The organism is Jiangella alba (assembly GCF_900106035.1).
GTDB classification, from domain to species: domain Bacteria; phylum Actinomycetota; class Actinomycetes; order Jiangellales; family Jiangellaceae; genus Jiangella; species Jiangella alba.
In genome coordinates, this window is the sequence record NZ_FNUC01000003.1 from 725558 (window position 1) to 744570 (window position 19013).

General features: G+C 72.3%; 15 protein-coding genes. 10 read left to right on the top strand and 5 right to left on the bottom strand.

Annotated elements, in window-relative coordinates; translation table 11 throughout:
* Nucleotides 1-157: 157 nt before the first annotated feature.
* From BLV02_RS06045 to BLV02_RS06080, 8 genes are read left to right on the top strand one after another with little or no spacing between them, the layout of a single operon-like run.
* Entirely contained in the window at nucleotides 158-2659 is a 2502-nt protein-coding gene (locus BLV02_RS06045) for an Ig-like domain-containing domain (protein ID WP_083288943.1), read from the top strand.
* 31 nt (nucleotides 2660-2690) lie between these two features.
* Entirely contained in the window at nucleotides 2691-3983 is a 1293-nt protein-coding gene (locus tag BLV02_RS06050) for an extracellular solute-binding protein (RefSeq protein WP_069113225.1), read from the top strand.
* A complete protein-coding gene (locus BLV02_RS06055; protein WP_083288944.1) occupies nucleotides 3980-4912 on the top strand; it encodes a carbohydrate ABC transporter permease in 933 nt (310 codons plus the stop codon). Before BLV02_RS06050 ends, BLV02_RS06055 begins: the two co-directional genes overlap by 4 nt.
* Before the next feature lie 2 nt (nucleotides 4913-4914).
* Nucleotides 4915-5745 (top strand): carbohydrate ABC transporter permease, encoded by an 831-nt coding sequence (locus tag BLV02_RS06060; protein WP_083288945.1) that lies wholly within the window; start codon nucleotides 4915-4917, stop codon nucleotides 5743-5745.
* Entirely contained in the window at nucleotides 5742-6752 is a 1011-nt protein-coding gene (locus tag BLV02_RS06065; protein ID WP_069113227.1) for an N-acetylglucosamine kinase, read from the top strand. The genes BLV02_RS06060 and BLV02_RS06065 overlap by 4 nt, the downstream gene beginning before the upstream one ends.
* 6 nt (nucleotides 6753-6758) lie before the next feature.
* Complete coding sequence (locus BLV02_RS06070; protein ID WP_069113228.1) at nucleotides 6759-7493, top strand: N-acetylmannosamine-6-phosphate 2-epimerase; 735 nt, start codon at nucleotides 6759-6761, stop codon at nucleotides 7491-7493.
* Nucleotides 7490-8239, top strand: coding sequence for a sugar isomerase domain-containing protein (locus tag BLV02_RS06075; RefSeq protein WP_069113229.1), 750 nt, complete (start codon nucleotides 7490-7492; stop codon nucleotides 8237-8239). The genes BLV02_RS06070 and BLV02_RS06075 overlap by 4 nt, the downstream gene beginning before the upstream one ends.
* Nucleotides 8236-8982, top strand: a complete 747-nt coding sequence (locus tag BLV02_RS06080) for a sugar isomerase domain-containing protein (protein WP_069113230.1) — start codon at nucleotides 8236-8238, stop codon at nucleotides 8980-8982. The genes BLV02_RS06075 and BLV02_RS06080 overlap by 4 nt, the downstream gene beginning before the upstream one ends.
* Here the strand turns inward: BLV02_RS06080 and BLV02_RS06085 are convergent.
* The 3 genes from BLV02_RS06085 to BLV02_RS06095 all read right to left on the bottom strand — a co-directional run bounded on the left by BLV02_RS06085 (nucleotide 8979) and on the right by BLV02_RS06095 (nucleotide 12882).
* Entirely contained in the window at nucleotides 8979-10379 is a 1401-nt protein-coding gene (locus tag BLV02_RS06085; protein WP_216094390.1) for a maltokinase N-terminal cap-like domain-containing protein, read from the bottom strand. The genes BLV02_RS06080 and BLV02_RS06085 overlap by 4 nt on opposite strands.
* Nucleotides 10376-12076, bottom strand: coding sequence for a maltose alpha-D-glucosyltransferase (treS, locus tag BLV02_RS06090; protein WP_216094391.1), 1701 nt, complete (start codon nucleotides 12074-12076; stop codon nucleotides 10376-10378). Before treS ends, BLV02_RS06085 begins: the two co-directional genes overlap by 4 nt.
* Before the next feature lie 137 nt (nucleotides 12077-12213).
* Entirely contained in the window at nucleotides 12214-12882 is a 669-nt protein-coding gene (locus BLV02_RS06095) for a DUF305 domain-containing protein (RefSeq protein ID WP_069113232.1), read from the bottom strand.
* A 195-nt stretch (nucleotides 12883-13077) separates the two neighbouring features.
* Here BLV02_RS06095 and BLV02_RS06100 point away from each other — a divergent pair, with 195 nt between their 5' ends.
* Both BLV02_RS06100 and glgP read left to right on the top strand, forming a co-directional pair.
* Nucleotides 13078-14586, top strand: a complete 1509-nt coding sequence (locus BLV02_RS06100; protein ID WP_069113233.1) for an LVIVD repeat-containing protein — start codon at nucleotides 13078-13080, stop codon at nucleotides 14584-14586.
* A gap of 92 nt (nucleotides 14587-14678) precedes the next feature.
* A complete protein-coding gene (gene glgP, locus BLV02_RS06105; protein WP_069113234.1) occupies nucleotides 14679-17228 on the top strand; it encodes an alpha-glucan family phosphorylase in 2550 nt (849 codons plus the stop codon).
* 46 nt (nucleotides 17229-17274) lie between these two features.
* On the opposite strand, the gene BLV02_RS35465 is transcribed toward glgP, so the two are convergent.
* Nucleotides 17275-18336 (bottom strand): type IV toxin-antitoxin system AbiEi family antitoxin domain-containing protein, encoded by a 1062-nt coding sequence (locus tag BLV02_RS35465; protein WP_069113235.1) that lies wholly within the window; start codon nucleotides 18334-18336, stop codon nucleotides 17275-17277.
* Between the two features lie 114 nt (nucleotides 18337-18450).
* Nucleotides 18451-18987: a COG4315 family predicted lipoprotein gene (locus tag BLV02_RS06115; RefSeq protein WP_069113236.1), complete on the bottom strand. Its 537-nt coding sequence runs from the start codon at nucleotides 18985-18987 to the stop codon at nucleotides 18451-18453.
* Nucleotides 18988-19013 lie beyond the last annotated feature (26 nt).

Sequence of the window (19013 nt, forward strand, 5' to 3'; positions counted from 1 at the left end):
GGCCGAGTATAGAGCGAAAATTTTCTTCATCTCAAATCTGAAGTGATGACGAACTTGCCTCTTGACAGGTTCTGCGGCGGTGTGGAGACTTGCGGCATTCGCGCTGGTCCGAAGCGGACCACCCCCACCGCCCCCGTGCCACGAAGGCAGGTCGCCGATGAGTTCGCCGCGCCTACGCGCCTCCCGCCGCGCCGTCATCCCGATGATCATCGGACTGCTGGCGGCCCTCCTGCCCGGCGCCGGCCTGTCCGTGCCGGCCCACGCGGAGGAGGAGACCGTCCTCAGCGACGGCTTCGAAGCCGGCAACGACTGGACGCTCTACACCAACGGAACCGACGGGACCTTCGGCCTCACCGCCGACCCCGTGCACAGCGGGTCCGCGGCGCTGACGATGGGCGCGGGCGCGAACCCCACCCAGAGCGAGGTCGGCGTCGCGGCGATCCGCTCCGGCCTGTCCGTCGCCGAGGACTCCAGCGTGCTGTCGTTCTGGTACTACGCGGGCGGCGACGCGACCTACCGGGGCCTGTCGGTCGAGCTGCACACGTCGGCCAAGGTGCACAGCACCCTGCTGCCCGACGTCGTGCAGCTGGGCGCCTGGCGGCAGGTCAGCGTCCGGTTCACCGACGTCGCGCCGGAGCTGGCCGGAGCGACCGCCACCACCGTCGTGATCAAGGCCATCACCGACCCGGCGGCCGGCCGGTCCTCGTTCACCCTCGACGACGTCGAGGTGCGCAACGGCGTCCCGGTCGTGGTGCCGGCGCCCGAGCTGCTGGCGGCGAGCCCGGCGCCCGGAGCCACCGAGGTCGGCCGCGACCGCGTGGTCACCGTCTACTTCGACCAGCCGCTGGACCCGGCCACGGTCGCCGAAGAGAACGTCACCGTCGTCCGTGGCCGGAGCGCCCAGCCGGTCGCCGGTGCCGTGCGCCACCTCACCGGCGCCCGGGCGGTCGCGTTCGTCCCCGACCGCCCGCTGCTGCCCGGCACGACCTACACGGTGCGCGTCGACGGCGTCCGCAGCCTCGGCGGTCCCGCTCTCGCGGCGCCGGTGACGACCACGTTCACCACCGGCGCCAGGATGACGTCGGCCGAGCAGTCCTTCGCCGACGACTTCACCGAGATCGGCGACTGGCGGCTCTACAGCAACGCCGCGGGGCCGGCCACCCAGACCCTGACCGCCGACCCGGCCCTCGCGCCCGGCCAGGCGCTCACCGCGAGCGCGTCGGACCCCGCGCAGGCGTTCGTGCTCTCGCACCTCCACCCGCTCCCGGTGGTCGACGAGAACAGCGTGCTCAGCTTCTCCTACTTCGTCACCGGCACCGCCGGCGCCGCGGAGCTGCAGGTCATGCTCACCTCGGCCGACGGGCGGAGCAAGCAGGTCAGCCTGGACGCCGGCGAGGTGCGCACCGGCGAGTGGGCCACGGCGAGCGTGGCCGTCCCCGAGGTGTCCCGGTCGCTCACCGGGTTCCCGCTGACGTCGATGGAGATCAAGCTGGCCACCGCGACCGGCGGTGACGCGCGATTCAGCATCGACCGGGTGCGGGTCGGCTCCGACCCGGCCGCCTTCGAGCTGCTGCCGCCCGCCGAGAGCGGCGAAGGGCGGCCGCGGCTCAGCGACGTGCCGGCCGCCGACCGGCAGCGCATCCGCGACCTCGCCGACCACATCCTCACCACCCAGAACCCGGACGGCACCATCCCGGTCGGCCCCGAGGGCCTCAACTCCACCCGGTACGTGGGCTACTTCAGCACCTTCGCCGCGCTGGGCCTGGTCCGTGCGTACGAGCTCACCCGCGACCAGCGCTACCTCGACGGCGCCCTGCTCTACGCCGGCTGGTACCGCGACCACCTGAACCCGGACGGCAGCATGAACGACTTCGCCGGGACGTGGCCGGACCTGACCGACACGCTGACCGCGGACTCGGTCGACTCCTACGCCTCCACGTACCTGCTGCTGCTCGAGCACCTGGTCCAGGTGCAGGGGAGCCGGGCCGCCCAGGACGCCACGCTGGACGAGTGGTTTCCGATCGCCCAGCGGGTGTTCGGCGCCCTCAACGGCACCTACGTGGCGAACGGGCAGACCGAGGTCAGGCCCGGCTACCCCGTGCAGTTCATTCAGGACAACTCCGAGACGTGGTTCGGCCTGCAGGCGATGGCCTGGCTGGCCGGGGCGGCCGGGGACGCGCCCACCGCCAGGGTCGCCACGGCGCTGGCCGGACGCACCCAGTACGGCATCCGGCAGGCCTACCTGCGCGACGCGACGAACGACTACGGCGTCGCCGTCACCCGGCCGTCCTGGGAGGTCCAGCCGACCGGCCCGCTGGACACCTGGTACCCGGACGCGCTGTCCAACGTGCTGCCGCTCGGCGTGATCGGCGGCGGCCCCGGACAGCCGGACGGTGGCGACGCCGCCCTGCTGCGACGGCTGGTCCAGCAGTTCGACGTCGAACGCGACGACACCCGCCCGACCCACATCAACGACACCCAGATGTACCTGTGGTGGGCGATGGCCGGGCTCACCACCGGTCAGCCCGAGCTGGCCAGGCACTTCGCCGGTCGGTACGACGACGCCGAGGGCGTCGGCAACCCGGCGGCCCTCGGGTTCGCCGCCGCCCACCTGATTCGAGTGCTGTCCTTCCCGTACGACGACACGCTCTGGTTCTAGAGCCGCGCGCCCTAGCAGAAGGAACCTTCCCGTGAACCGTTCCCGCCTTGCCCGGCGAGCGATCGCCGCTGCTCTCGTCCTGACCATCGCGGCCTGCGGCGGCCCGAGCTCGTCGCCGTCCGGCTCCGGTGAGGACGACACCGAGCTCGTGTTCTGGCACTACTTCACCGACCGCGAGGAGCTGCTGCAGCAGTTCGCGGACGAGTACGAGGCCGAGACCGGGGTGAGCATCGACCTCGTGCTCGTCCCCGGCGACACGCTGGGGCAGAAGTTCCAGGCCGCGGCCCAGGCCGGCACGCTGCCGGACCTCTCCGCGGCGTGGGCCGGCGTCGGCGAGGAGACGGCGCCGTACGCCCGCGAGGGCCAGATCGCCGACCTGTCCGAAGCGATGGCGGCCGGCTGGTCCGACCGGTTCGAGCCGAGCCTGCTGGCGGCCGCCTCCTTCCCGGAGGGCAACGGCTTCGACGTCCCGCCCGGGCCGTACCTGGTGCCGCTGGACAGTACGAACATGCAGATCCTCTACAACAAGGAGATGTTCGCCGAGGCCGGCATCAACGAGCCGCCGACCACGTGGGACGACTTCATCGCCGCCGGCCAGCAGCTGGCGGAGGCGGGATTCGAGCCGTTCACGGCCGAGTTCGGGCAGTGGCCGCTGAGCTCGTTCTCCCAGGTCTACCAGTGGAACGTCATCGGCGAGGAGGACCTGAAGGCCACCTTCGGCGGGACCATGCCCTACACCGCCGAACCGTGGGTGCGCATGCTGGGCCTGTTCGAGCAGCTCGGCCAGGCCGGGATCCTGGCCGACGGCACCATCACGAACGACGCACCGGCGGCGGAGTCGCTGTTCGTCAACGGGCAGGCGGCCATGCTGTTCGACGGGTCCTGGGCACTCGGCGTGTTCAAGCAGCAGAACCCGTCGTTCACCGACTACGGCGTCTTCGTCCCGCCGTCGGCCGGTGACCAGCCGGTGCGGCTCCCGGGCGGCGTCGGCGCCATGGTCTTCGCCGTCGGGTCGTCGCCGCACCGGGACGAGGCGGTCGAGTTCCTGCAGTGGCTGACCGACACCGACCGGCAGCGCACCTACGCCTCCGAGAGCCTGAACCTGCCGGCCAACACCGACGCGGTCGACGACGGGCTGGACGAGAACCTGGCCGCGTTCGCGGCGGCCGGCGACATGGTGGCGCCGACGCTGCCGAGCCCCATGCCGGGTGAGGTCGAGACCACCATGACCAAGGGGATCCAGCGCATCCTGCAGGGCCAGGACACCCCGGAGGGAGTGGCCGCGCTCATGCAGAAGGCGGCCGAGACCGGCCAGGCGCAGTGAGCACCTCCACCGTCGAGCGGCGACCGGCCGCGGCCGAGGCGACGCGGCCGCGGCGGCGCCGCCGGTCCGGTGAGGCGCTGGTCGGCTACCTGCTGGTCGCCCCGGTCGTCGCGCTGTTCGTCGTGTTCTCCGCCTATCCGCTGCTGCGGACCGCGCAGATCAGCCTCACCGACTGGGACGGCCTGTCCTCGCACTTCGACTACGTCGGGCTGGCCAACTACTCCCGGGCGCTGACCGACCGGATCTGGGGGATCTCGCTGTGGCACGGGCTGCTGTTCGCCGTCGTCGCGCTGACGGTGATGCAGGGCATCGGGCTGGCGCTGGCCGTCGCCGTGGCGAGGCTGGTCCGGTCGGCGGGGATCTACCGGGTCGTCTTCTACCTGCCGCCGATCCTCTCCGCCATCGTCGTGGCGCTGGTCTGGAAGTGGTTCTACCAGCCGCACGGCGGCCCGCTGAACGAGCTGCTGGCCTCCGTCGGCCTGGACTCCGTGGCCCGGCCCTGGCTGTCGGACTCGTCGACGGCGCTCTGGGCGGTGTCGGCGGCGTCGGTCTGGCAGGGCGTCGGGACGCCGTTCCTGTTCTTCCTCGCCGCGGTGCAGGCCGTGCCGACCGAGCAGCTGGAGGCGGCCACGATGGACGGCGCCGGCGCGTGGCGGCGGTTCCGCGCCGTGACGCTGCCGTCGATCATGCCGGTGATCGGGCTGGTCAGCGTGCTGACGCTGCTCGGCGCCATGCAGATCTTCAACCTCGTGCTGGCGATGACGAACGGGGGACCGGGCTATGACACCGAGGTGCCGGTGCTGAACATCTACCGGAACGCGTTCGAGCTGGGCGAGTTCGGCTACGCGACCGCACAGTCGATCATCTTCGGCCTGGTGCTGTTCGTCGTGTCCGGCGTGGCCATGGTCCTGTCCCGGCGAAGGAGCTGATCGTGACGAGGACCAGCAGGCTCGGCACGACGGTCACCCACCTCGGCCTGATCGTCTGGGCCGTCGGCTCGGTGCTGCCGATGCTGTACATGCTGTCGGCGTCGTTCCAGCCCACCGAGGACATCTACGCCGGCATCTCGCTGTGGCCGGGCCGGTGGACGGCCGACAACTACCGTCAGTCCTGGCAGGGCGCGGACTTCGGCGTCTACCTCGGCAACAGCGTGCTCTACACCACCGTGACGACGGCCGCCGTGCTGGTGCTCGGGGCGAGCGCGGCCTACGCCTTCGCCCGGCTGCGCTTCCCCGGCCGGGAACTGATCTACACGGCGTTGCTGGTGTTCCTGTTCCTGCCCATCCCGGGTGTCTTCATCCCGCTCTACACCGTGCTGGTGAGCCTGAACCTCGCCGACACCCGGCTCGGCTACATCCTGCCGCTGATCAACGCCTCGCTGCCGGTCGCGGTCTTCATCATGCGCCGGTTCTTCGAGCAGTTGCCGGACGAGCTCGACGACGCCGCCCGGATGGACGGCGCCGGTGCGATCACGATCTTCTGGCGGATCGCGGTCCCGCTGGCCCGCCCGGCCCTGGCCACCGTGGCCATCCTCACGGTGCTGAACTCGTGGAACGAGTTCGTGCTGGCGTTGATCGTCTTCTCGGACGAGAGCCTGATGCCGTTGCAGGTGGGGCTGCAGACCTTCCAGGGCACCTACTTCGCCCAGTACGGGCTGATGATGGCCGCGCTGACCATCTCGACGGTGCCGGTCGTGATCGTCTACCTGCTGTTCCAGCGCAACATCATCAAGGGCATCACCGCCGGGGCGGTGAAGGGATGACCGCCGGCCTGGTGCTCGCGGTCGACGGTGGCCAGTCGTCCACGCGCTGCCTGCTCGGCACCCGCGACGGCAGGCTGCTCGCCTGGGCGACCGGCCCGCCCGTGCGCCACGACGCCGCCCCCGGCGCGGCCGACGACCTGCGCGCCGTCATCGACCGGCTGCTGGCCGACGTGACGGCGTCAGCCGGCGCCGCGCCGGACGACGTCGTCGCCGCGCACCTGAGCCTGACGTCGGGGCTGGCGGTCGCGCGCGCCCAGGCCGGGCGCCGGTTGCCGGCCGCCACCGTGACCGCCGACAGCGACGCGGTCGGGGCGCTCGCGACCGTCACGACCGGGGCCGGAGCCGTGCTCGCGGCCGGCACCGGCGTGGTGGGCATGGCCCTCGGGCCTGGCGGGCAGCGGGTCGAGGTGAGCGGCTGGGGCGCCGACCTCGGCGACGAGGGCGGCGCCTACTGGCTCGGGCTGCGGCTGCTGCGGGCCGCCACCCACGCCGCGGACGGCCGCGGACCCCGCAGCCCGCTCATCGACCGCGTGCCCGCCCTGCTCGCGGAGGCCGGCATCGACGACGCGGCGCAGCTGCGCGGGCTGCCCGGCTGGATCGCCTCCGGCCGGCTGGGCCGTCCGGCGATCGCCCGGCTCGCGGCCGACGTCGCCGCGGCGGCCGCCGGCGGTGACCCGGTCGGGTCCCGGCTCGCCGACCGCGCCGGAGCGGAGCTGGCCCGCTGCGGCGACGCCCTGCTGCGCGCCGCCGGCTTCCTGCCCCGTCCGCCGCGGCTGGTGCTCGCCGGAGGCGTGCTCGAGGCCGGCGGGCCGGTCGCCCGACAGCCTCGCCCGGCGGCTGGCCGAGACCCAGCCGCAGGTCGCCCTGGTCCGCCCCGAGGCGCCGCCGGTCGTGGGCGCGTACCTGCTCGGGCTGCGTACGGCGGGCGCCGATCCGGACCAGCGGCTGCGCCGCGCGGCCATCGAGAGTTTCGACGCACTGATGCGAGATCGACGTCCCATGGATGAGGAGAGATGACGTACCAGCACAACGCCAGCACCCGCCCGGTCCGGTCGGACCCGCCGTGGGAGGCCACCTTGGCCAGCATCGACGGAGGCGTCGTCGTCTCCTGCCAGGCCGGGCCGGAGAGCCCCCTGAACAGCCCGGGCATCCTGGCGGCGCTGGCCCAGTCCGCCGAGCGAGGCGGCGCGGCCGGGTTCCGGGTCGACGGGCCGGCGAACATCGCCGCGATCCGTCCCGGCAGCGACCTGCCGATCATCGGCATCCGGAAACGCCACGCCCCGGGCTCGGACGTCTACATCACGCCGACGCTGGGCGATGCGCAGGAGATCGTCGCGGCCGGCGCCGACATCGTCGCGCTGGACGGGACCCCGCGCCCGCGGCCCGGCGGCGAGCGGCTGGAGACCATCGTCGAGCGCATCCACGACGACCTGCGGGTTCCGGTGATGGCCGACATCGCCACCGGCGACGAAGGACTGGCCGCCCACGACGCCGGCGCCGACCTGGTCGCGACGACGCTGGCCGGCTACACCACGCCGGGCGACCGGCGCACCGGGCCGGCGTTCGACGTCCTCGACCGGCTGGCGGCCGCCGGCGCGCGGTGCGTGGTCGAGGGCCGGATCTGGACCGTCGAGGACGTCCGGCGCTGCTTCGACGCGGGCGCCTACGCCGTGGTCATCGGCTCGGCCATCACCGTCCCGGAGTTCATCACCCGGCGCTTCGTCGGCGCCACGAGGAGGGCACGTTGACCAGCACCGACACGGCGATGGCCGGCTACTTCGACGTCTTGTCCGCCCTGCTGCGGGACCTGCGCGAGCAGGAGTGGGACGCGTTGCGGCGCGCCGCCGACCTCTGTGCCGAGGCGGTCGCCGCCCGGGGCGTCATCCACATCTTCGACACCGGTCACCTGCTGTCGCACGAGATGATCTGCCGCACCGGCGGGCTGGTGGCCTACACCCCGCTGCGCATCGCCGGGACCGTCGACAACGCCAACCCGCACCGCGGCGCCGCCGCCCCGGCCGGTGAGGACGCCGACCGGCTGCTGGTGCAGTGGGCGCTCTCGGCCGGCACGCTGCGACGCGGCGACGTGCTGGTGATGAGCTCGGTCTCGGGAACGTCGGCCCTCGTGGTCGAGCTCACCCTCGCGGCCCAGGCCCGCGGCGTGACCGTCATCGCCGTCACCGCGGTGCGGCACTCCAGCAGGCTCGCGCCCGGGCACTCCACGGGCAAGCGGCTGCACGAGATCGCCGACCTCGTGCTGGACGACCACGCCGACTACGGCGACAGCATGCTCGAGGTGGCCGGGCTCGGCCAGCGGATCAACCCCGCCTCGGGCGTGACCGGCGCGGTGCTGATGTGGGCGCTCAACGCCGGGATCGTCGAGCGGCTGGTCGCCCGCGGGGTGGAGCCCAGCGTCTACACCAGCGTGCACCTGCCGGGTGGCCCGGGCCGGCTGGCCGAGGTCGAGGAGCGGTACCGGGTGGAGGGCCGGTGAGCGAGTACGACGCCTACCTCGACCGGGTGGCGGCGGCCCTCGACACCGCGCGAACCCAGCGGCGGACCGTCGAGACCGCCGCCACGTGGATGGCCGACGCCATCGCCGGCGGCCGGGTCGTGACAGTGTTCGGCGCCAGCCATGCCGGCCTGCTCGCGCAGGACCTCATGTATCGCGCGGGTGGACTGGCCGCGATCGACGCCGTGCTGCCGCGTCAGCTCATGCTCGACACCCGGCCGGTCACCGACACCACGCGGTGGGAGCGCCGCCCCGGGTTCGGCGCCGAACTGTTCGCCGGCCGCGGCCTCGAACCCGGCGACGTCGTGATCCTGATCTCGGTGTCGGGCCGCAACCCGGTCATCGTCGAGGCCGCGACCACGTGCGCGGCGGCGGGCGCCAAGGTCGTCGGCGTGACCAGCCTGGAGTACTCCCGGTCGGTCACCGGCCGTGGCGGCCCGCGGTTGTTCGAGGTCGCCGACCTCGTGATCGACCTCCCGGGCCGGCCCGGCGACGCCGCCGTCCAGCTTGCCGAGGACTGCTGGGCCGGGCCCACCTCGTCGGCGGTGGGCGCCGCCGTCCTGCACGGCCTCTGCGTCACCGCCGCGGCGCAGCTGGTGCGGCGCGGCGTCGAGACACCGGTGTTCCAGTCGGCGAACACCGACGACGGCGACGCGGCCAACGCGCGGCTGCTGGCGCGGTACCGCGACCGGGTCGGCTACCTGCAGGGCTTCGGCACACCCTAGCCGCCGGCCAGCCGCTCGACCGCGGCCAGCGGGATCGGCAGCCAGCTGGGCCGCCGCCGGGCCTCGAAGACCACCTCGTAGACCGCGGTGTCGGTCTCGTAGGCGGCCAGCAGCTCCGGCTCGTCGCGCGGGTCGAGCTGCGCCGCCGACACGTAGCCGGCGCAGAACGCCTCGCTGTTGCGCTGCGTCCACTCGTGCGCACGGTAGGCCAGCTGGTCGTGCGCGGGGTCGTCCGGCGGGTGGTCGGTGATCAGCAGGTGCCGGGCTGCGTAGTCGAACGAGCGGAGCATCTGCGCGATGTCGCGGACGGGGGAGTGCATGGCCCGGCGCTCGGCCGCGGGCGCCATCAGCTCGCCCTCGAAGTCGATCAGCTTCCAGCCCAGCACGGTGCGCAGCACCTGGCCCAGGTGGTAGCTGCCGTGGACGCGCTGGACGGCGACCTCGACGGTGCGCTCGCGCAGCACGTCGTAGTGCGAGCGGAGCCCGATGGCGAACGGCTCGAGCTCGGGCACGGTCGCGACGGCGGCGTCGAGCCGGCGGGTCATGGCGTCGGCCAGCTCGTGCAGTCCGGACGGCGCCATGGTGCCGCTGGGCAGCACCTCGGCCAGCGTCTCGTGCACCCGCGCCGTCGCCATGCCCAGGCGGTACGCCTCGGCCGCGAAGTCGCCGCCCACCTCGTCGGCGTGGAGGTCGCCCTCGGCGTAGAGGTCGCGCACGCTCGCGGTGGCCAGCGCCCAGCCGTCGGACGCCGTGGTCAGGAAGCCGCGCAGCATCGCCAGGCTGCCCGACCGCGGCGCGTCGTCGCCCGGCCCCGACCAGTCGCCGTCGACCCAGCCCAGGAACGGCGCGACCAGCGTGCTGCCGGCGTCGGTGAGCGCCTCGTTCAGCTCGACGTCGGGGTTCAGGCCGGGGTCGACCCGGCGGAACACCTTGAGCAGCGCCGCGTTGCCGTAGGCCAGGCTGGTGTTGTGGTGCTCGCCGGGCAGCACCAGCGACGGCTCGCCGTACGGCACCTTGACGTCGGGCTTGACGCGGAAGCGCAGGCCCGCCGTCCGCGGCGCGTCGTCGGCGAAGTGGTCCAGCAGGGCCGCCGTCGCCTCCTTGTCGTGCAGCGCGTCGTAGACGTGGCCGTCGGCGGTGTGGCCGAGATGGACGTGGTCGAGGCGGTCGGCGCGCTGGGTGTGCACCGACAGCGGCACCTGGTACACGTCGGCGCCGTCGGCGTGCGTGACCTCGGCCAGCAGGTGCCACACCCGCGGCTCGCCGTCGTGCAGCAGCGTGGCCGCCACCGGCCGGACCTCCAGCGGGGCGGACCGCCCGCCGGTGAACCAGTGCTGGTGCGGCAGCCAGTCGGGCAGCAGCGCCATCGCCTCGGAGAGCCGCGCGTCGGCCGTCACGGCATCGACTCCTCCGGCAGCCGGGCCAGCCGGAACCAGTAGAACCCGTGCGAGCCGAGGGTCAGCAGGTACGGCAGCTCGCCGATGGCCGGGAACCGCACGCTGCCGATCAGCTCGACCGGCTGCATGCCCTCGTACTGGCGCAGGTCCAGCTCGACCGGCTGCGGGAACCGGGACAGGTTGTTGACGCACAGCACGATGTCGTCGCCGAACGTGCGCACGTAGGTGAGCACCGTCGGGTTCGACCCGCCGAGGTCGACGAAGTCGCCCAGGCCGAACGCGGGGTTCTGCTTGCGCACCTCGATCATCCGCTGGGTCCAGTGCAGCAGCGACGACTTGTTCGCCAGCTGCGCCTCGACGTTGGTGACCTGGTAGCCGTAGACGGCGTCCATGACGACCGGGAGGTCCAGCCGGCCGGGGTCGGCGGTGGAGAAGCCGGCGTTGCGATCGGGCGTCCACTGCATGGGGGTGCGCACGGCGTCGCGGTCGCCCAGCCAGATGTTGTCGCCCATGCCGATCTCGTCGCCGTAGTACAGCACCGGCGAGCCGGGCAGCGACAGCAGCAGCGCGTTGAACAGCTTCATCTGGTTCATGTCGTTCTCGAGCAGCGGCGCGAGCCGCCGGCGGATGCCCAGGTTGGCCTTCATCCGCGGGTCCTTCGCGTACTCGGACCACATGTAGTCGCGTTCCTCGTCGGTGACCATCTCGAGCGTCAGCTCGTCGTGGTTGCGCAGGAACACGCCCCACTGGCAGCCGGACGGGATCTGCGGCGTCTGCGCCATGATCTCGCTGATCGGGTAGCGCGACTCGCGCCGCACCGCCATGAAGATGCGTGGCATGACGGGGAAGTTGAACGCCATGTGGCACTCGTCGCCGCCGACCTCGGGGTCGCCGAAGTACTCGACCATCTCGCTGGGCCACTGGTTGGCCTCGCACAGCAGCACGGTGTCGGGGAACTCGTCGTCCATCACCTTGCGCACCTTCTTCAGGAAGGCGTGCGTCTCGGGCAGGCTCTCGCCGTTGGTGCCCTCCCTCTCGTAGAGGTACGTGACGGCGTCGAGCCGGAAGCCGTCGACCCCCAGGCGCAGCCAGAACCGGACGACGTCGAGCATGGCCTCGTGCACGGCCGGATTCTCGAAGTTGAGGTCGGGCTGGTGGCCGAAGAAGCGGTGCCAGAAGTACTGCCGGCGCACCGGGTCGTAGGTCCAGTTGGACGTCTCGGTGTCGTTGAAGATGATGCGGACGTCCGGGTAGCCGGTGTCGTCGTCGGCCCACACGTAGAAGTCGCCGTACGGGCCGTCCGGATCTTCGCGGGAGGCCTGGAACCACGGGTGCTGGTCACTGGTGTGGTTCATGACGAGGTCGGTCATGACCCGCATGCCCCGGCTGTGCGCGGCCGCGACGAACTGGGAGAAGTCCTCGAGCGTGCCGAACTCGGGCGCGACGTCCATGTAGGCCGCGACGTCGTACCCGCCGTCGCGCAGCGGCGACGGGAAGAACGGCGGCAGCCACAGGCAGTCGACGCCCAGCCACTGCAGGTAGTCGAGCTTGCGGGTGAGCCCCTCGAGGTCGCCGATGCCGTCGCCCTGGGAGTCGTAGAACGACCGCACCAGGACCTCGTAGAAGACGGCACGCTTGAACCATTCGGGGTCGGTGCCGCGGGCGGGCAGGACCCAGGCCTGCTGCGTCTCGCTCATGGCCGGCACCATTCGATGGTAGAGGCGGTACGCACGATACCTCTCGGGACGACGTGTCGGGTGCGGGCGTCGGCCCGCCCGATGAGCCATTCTTCATACCCACCCCGACGCGGGCAAACCGCCTCGTCCGGGGTCGGTCAGAGGCTGTCCAGGATCTCGCGCATGCGGTCGATCTCGATGCCCTGCTCGACGCTCACGTCGCCGGCCAGCTCCAGCACGAGCGTGTTGGAGCCGCTGTTCAGTTCGGCGGCGGCCATGTCGATGGCGCCGGCGTGGTGCTGGCTCATGTAGGTGAGGAACAGCTCGTCGAACTCCGCGCCGCTGGTGTTGCCCAGCTGCTCCAGCTGCAGCGGCGTGATCATGCCGGGCAGGCCGTGGTCGTGGTCGGCGCTCTCGGCCGGGACCGGCAGGTCGCGCTCGGTGAGCCAGTTCTCCAGGACGGCGATCTCCGGGCCCTGTGCGGCCATGACGCGGTCGGCGACCAGCAGCACGCGTTCGTCCTGCGCGCGGTCGGCGGCCAGCTCGGCCATCGTGACGGCCTGACGGTGGTGCGGGATCATCTGCTCGACGAACCGGACGTCGGTCTCGCTGTGGCCGCCCTCGACGATCTCGAGGTCCTCGCCCGGCTCGACGACGTCCGCCGTCTCGCCCGGCCGTCCCGGCTGGATCACCCGGGAGTCGGCCGTGACGGTGGACGTGCTCGGCGCGGCGCCGCGGCCGGTGTCGTCGTCGCCGCTGCACCCGGCCAGCGTGAGCAGGGCGGCGACCGCTGCAGCGGTGGTCGTGCCGAGGGTCGCGCGCCGCATCGTTCCTCCAGGTGGCCGGGGGACGGACCGGGCCAGCGTACGGCCGAATCGGCGCCGGCCGAAGCGTGTCAGAAACCGGACACGTCGAGGTTTCGCAGGTATGTGACAGAAGTATGGCCAATCGGATCGAATGCCGTTATTGTTCGGCCCTGACCTTGATCGGCCCAGTCCTCTCTACCCCGGTGAGGTGTGCGCATGATCGGACATCGTTGGAGAAGGAGGGCGGCCGGGCTTTCCGTCGCCGCCCTGGTGAGCAGCGGTCTGGCCCTCGGAGCCATCGGGACCTCCGCCGCCGACGACGGTGAGCTCCTGCGGGACTCGTCCAGCGAGGAGTGCGCCAACGCCGAAGCGCTCGAGGGCGCCGGCGACAACTTCGAGGAGAACTGCCTCACCGAGTCGGAGCTCGCGGACGCCCAGGCGTCGTCGGGCATCCTGCCGGTCGGCGGCGTGGCCGGTTCGCCGAACCTCAGCCTGGAGACGAACCTGCCGAAGAGCGGCGCGTTCAGCGCCGAGGGCGCGTTCAACTCCGACCTCGCGTTCCAGGGCAAGTACGCCTTCGCCGGCAACTACGAGGGCTTCACGGTCTACGACATCCGCAACCCGCGCAAGCCGCAGCTGGTCGTCCAGGTGGTCTGCCCGGGTTCGCAGAACGACGTCTCCGTCTACGGAGACCTGCTCTTCCTGTCCACGGACTCCCGCTGGACCGACGACTCGTGCAGCGCGACGAACCTGCCGAGCGTCGGCGACACGGCCGGCCGGGACTACTGGGAGGGCATGAAGATCTTCGACATCAGCGACCCGCGCAACCCGCGGTACGTCTCGTCCGTCGAGACCAAGTGCGGTTCGCACACGCACACGCTGGTGCCGGGTGACGACAGCGTCTACATCTACGTCTCGTCGTACGGCCCGAACGCCGGACTGGCCGACTGCCAGCCGCCGCACGACAAGATCTCGATCATCGACGTCCCGCTGGACGACCCCGAGTCGGCGCACGTCGCGGCCGAGCCGGTGCTGTTCCCGGACGCCGCCAACCAGGGCCGCAACACCAGCGGCTGCCACGACATCACCGCCTACCCGCACCTCGGCCTGGCCGCCGGCGCGTGCATGGGCGACGGCATCGTCATGGACATCACCGACCCGCTCGACCCGGTGATCCTCGACCAGGTGCGCGACGCGAACTTCGCGTTCTGGCACTCGGCGACGTTCAACAACGACGGCACGTCGATCATCTTCACCGACGAGCTGGGCGGCGGCAGCGGCCCCACCTGCAACCCGACGATCGGCCCGAACCGCGGCGCCAACGCCATCTACACGTGGGACGGCGACTCGCTGGAGTTCGCGTCGTACTACAAGATCCCGCGTGAGCAGGCGGCCACGGAGAACTGCGTGGCGCACAACGGCTCGCTGATCCCGGTGCCGGGCAAGGACATCTTCGTCCAGGCGTGGTACCAGGGCGGCATCTCGGTGTTCGACTTCACCGACCCGTACAACCCCACCGAGTTCGCCTGGTTCGACCGCGGCCCGCTCGACGCCGACCGGCTGATCCTCGGCGGCGCGTGGTCGACGTACTACTACAACGGCTACATCTACTCGAACGAGATCCAGCGCGGCTTCGACGTCTTCAACCTCAGGGACCCGAGGGTCGCGCCGGCCAAGGGCACGCGCTACGACGAGTTCAACGCTCAGACGCAGCCCGTGTACTGACGCCGTCAACGGCACGAGCGGACGGCGACCCGGTCGCCGTCCGCTCGTCCGCCGGTAAGGCCCGCGTAACAGTCAGCGACTAGCGTTGGACCGTGCGCGCGATCCGACGACTCATGGTCCGTACCGTCCTGCCCGAGCCGCTGGCCGCGCTCGGCGAACTCGTCACCAACCTGCGGTGGTCGTGGCACCAGCCGACGCAGGAGCTGTTCGCCGCCGTCGAGCCCGACCTGTGGGCCGAGGTCGGCCACGACCCCGTGCGGCTGCTCGGCGAGGTGCGCCCGGAGCGGCTGGCCGAGCTGGCCGCCGATCCCGCGTTCCTGGGGCTGGTCCGGGCCGCCCACGACGACCTCCAGCAGTACCTGACCGAGGCGCGCTGGTACCAGGACCACGACGGCGGCGCCCCGCGCGGCGTCGCGTACTTCTCGCCGGAGTTCGGCATCACCCACGTGCTGCCGCAGTACTCCGGCGGCCTGGGCATCCTGGCCGGCGACCACCTGAAGGCGGCCAGCGACCTCGGCGTGCCGATCATCGGCGTCGGGCTGCTGTACCGGCACGGGTACTTCGTGCAGTCGCTGTCGCGTGAGGGCTGGCAGCAGGAGCGCTACCCCGTCGTCGACCCCGACAACCTGCCGCTGGCGCGGCTGCGCGAGGCCGACGGCACGCCGGCGCAGGTCACCGTCGGCATGCCGGGTGGGCGGGTGCTGACCGCCGCCGTGTGGGTGGCGCAGGTCGGCCGGGTGCCGCTGCTGCTGCTCGACTCCTACATCGACGACAACGGGCCGGTCGAGCGCGACGTCACCGACCGGCTGTACGGCGGCAGCCGCGAGCACCGGCTGCTGCAAGAGATGCTGCTCGGCGTCGGCGGCGTGCGGGCGGTGAGGGCGTACTGCCGCATCACCGGCGCGCCGGCGCCGGAGGTGTTCCACACCAACGAGGGGCACGCCGGCTTCCTCGGGCTCGAGCGCATCCGCGAGCTGGTCGAGGAGCGCGGGCTGACGTACGAGGCGGCGGTCGAGTTCACCCGGGCCGGCACCGTGTTCACCACACACACGCCGGTGCCCGCCGGCATCGACCGGTTCCCGATGGACCTCGTCCGCGAGCACTTCGGCGGCGACAACGCCAGCCCGAGCCTGTCCGTCGAGCACATCCTGGCGCTGGGCGCCGAGGACTACGAGGGCGGCGACCCGTCCGTCTTCAACATGGCCGTCATGGGGCTGCGGCTCGCGGCCCGCGCCAACGGCGTCAGCACCCTGCACGGCGAGGTCAGCCGCGGCATGTTCGCCGGGCTGTGGCCGTCGTTCGACGAGCGCGAGGTGCCGATCGGCTCGATCACCAACGGCGTGCACGCGCCCACGTGGGTGGCGCCGGAGATCCTGCGGCTGGAGGAGAAGGCCGTCGCCGGCGGCGGCTGGACGGCCGCCACGGCCACCGTCTCCGACGCCGACCTGTGGACGACGAAGCGGGCGCTGCGGGCCCGGCTGGTCGACGCGGCGCGCACGCGGCTGCGCGACGCGTGGCGCGGGCGCGGTGCGTCGGAGGCCGAGCTGGGCTGGATCGACGACGTCCTCGACCCCGGCGTCCTCACCATCGGCTTCGCCCGCCGGGTGCCGTCGTACAAGCGGCTCACGCTGATGCTGCGCGACCCCGGCCGGCTCAAGGCGCTGCTGCTGCACCCGGAGCGTCCGGTCCAGTTCGTCATCGCCGGCAAGGCGCACCCGGCCGACGACGGCGGCAAGCGGATGATCCAGGAGATGGTCCGCTTCGCCGACGACCCCGAGATCCGGCACCGCATCGTGTTCCTGCCCGACTACGGCATCGGCATGGCGCAGGACCTCTACCCGGGCTGCGACGTGTGGCTGAACAACCCGCTACGCCCGTACGAAGCGTGCGGCACGTCCGGCATGAAGGCGGCGCTCAACGCCGGGCTGAACCTGTCCATCCGCGACGGCTGGTGGGACGAGTGGTCCGACGGCCTCAACGGCTGGGACATCCCGTCCGCCGAGGGCGTCGAGGACCCGTCCTACCGCGACGAGCTGGAGGCGACGGCGCTCTACGAGCTGCTGGAGAACGAGATCGCGCCCCGCTTCTACGACGTCGACGGCGAGGACGTCCCGCGCCGCTGGGTCGACCAGCTGCGCCACACCCTCACCACGCTCGGCCCGAAGGTGCAGGCCACCCGCATGGTCCGCGACTACGTCGAGCGGCTCTACCGGCCGGCGGCGCAGGCCGGGCGCACGCTGAACGCCGACTTCGACGGCGCGGTCTCGCTGGCGGACTGGAAGGAGCAGGTCCGCGCCGCCTGGCCGCAGGTCCGCGTCGAGCACGTCGAGACCACCACCGCCGACACCTTCGAGCGCGGCCAGACGCTGCGGCTGCACGCGTTCGTCACCCTCGGCCCGCTCACCCCCGACGACGTCGACGTCCAGGTCGTCCACGGCCCCGTCGACGACGCCGACACGCTGCGCGAACCCGCCGTCACCCCCATGACGCTGAGCGAACGCCAGGACGACGGCGCCTACCGCTTCGACGGCGAGGTGCAGCTCGACCGCACCGGCGCCTTCGGCTACACCGTCCGCATCGTCCCACGTCACGCCCTGCTGGAGGACGGCGCCGAGCTCGGGCTGGCCGCGCTCCCGCAGTGATGGTGGGCGGTTTGCTGGTGCCAGAGCGCCAGCAAACCGCCAGCCATCACCGGTTGCCGGCCAGATAGGCCGCCTCGATCTCCCGCAGGACGGCGGCCGGCTCGCTCCGAAGCCGTGCGGGGGAGACCGGCAGCACCCGCCAGCTGAGCGCGGCGTAGCGGGCCCGGCGCTCTTCGGTGCGCGCCGGCGCGTCTCCGAAGCCGTGGAAGCTGCGCGAGTCGACCTCGACGACGAGGCGGGCCCGTTGCCAGCAGGCATCGGGGTGGATGCCGCGGTGGCCGGGGAGTACCTGATTCCAGCGCGGCTCGGGCAGCACCCGGCTGGCGCCGACGAGGTCGCGCAGCTCGCATTCGGGTGCGGACCGGCAACCGGCCTCGATGTCCTTCATCGCGAACCGGGCAAGCGCGCCGCCGCGACGCGGGGCGGCGGCCACCTCGGCCCGCAGGGCGGTGAGCGCGGCCCGGCGGCGCTGCACCACCTCGCACATGAGCGCGCGCACGTTGCGCAGGGCGAGGGTGCGGTGCAGGTCCGGCTCGTCCCAGCAGCCCGGGCACCCGTCGGGCGAGCGGCACACCGGCTGCCAGCCCGCCGGTAGAAGGGCGGAGCGGACGACGGTCTCGACCACGGCGCGAGCAGCGGGCACGATCGGGACGGCGCCCGGCGCCGGCGTCTCGTCGAGCCGGTCCAGCAACACATCGAGCGGCACGTCGACCACGTCCTCGTCGATCCACCAGCGCGCTCGCGGCATCCGGGTCGTGCGGCAGATCCGGACGAAGCCCAGGTCACGGCGGCCTGACGGGGCTGGGACGAGCACGTCCACGGCGTCGCCCGCGGGTGGCCCGTAGCGCAGGCCGTTCAGCTCACACGCCCACGCACCGCTGATCGCGGCGCCGGGCCCGCCGTGCAGGACGGCCGCCCGGCGCCGGTGCGACGAACCGAGCGGTCCGTTGAAGGCGGCGTAGATCCCGGGGAGGACCCGCGTCCACGGACCGCCGGGTCGCAGGGCATGGCGGACCGCGTCCGGGCTCATGCCGGCGGCCAGAGCCTGCCTGCGGGTGATCAGCCCGTCCTGGGCGAGTGCGAGCGAGCGCGCGCGGTCACGGGACACCCCGCGATCTTGCGTGAGCCGGGAGCGCGGCGGAAGAGCGAGTTCGTCACCTGTGGACAACCATGGATGGCGGTTTGCTGGTGCCAGAGGGCCAGCAAACCGCCAGCCATCGGGTCAGTAGGTGTAGCCGCCGCCGGTGTCCTCGCTGGACGGGGCGGAGCCGTCGGCGGTGACGGCGTGCCACACGAAGTGGGTGCCCTGGAAGTCGTCCTCGAAGCCGTCGCCGGTGAAGGAGCCGGGGCCGGAGTCCTCGGAGAACGTGTACAGCGGCTTGCCGTCGATGGTGAGCTGGTCACTGCCGTCCGGACGGGCGACCACGCCGAAGGTGCCGGTGACCCCGGAGACGTCGGACGGGACGTCGGACGAGGTGGCGGCGACCGGCGGCCAGAAGTCCTCGCAGCCGTCGACGCAGTGGATGGTGCCGTCGGCCTCGGCGTCGGTCGTGTAGAGCGTGTTGCCGTCGGCGTCGGTGAGGACGGTGCCGAAGTCGGAGATCTCCCGGGTGCCGACGATCCCGTCCGTCGTCTGCGTCTCGGACGTCGTGGACCCGGAGTCCGAGGACGAGCCGCAGGCGCTCAGTGCGAGCAGGGCCGCGGCCGCCACGCCGATCAGGCGGAGCCGCCGGGGCCCGGTGTGCAGCGAAGTGTTCATACCAGTGGTACGGCCGAGCCGCCCGC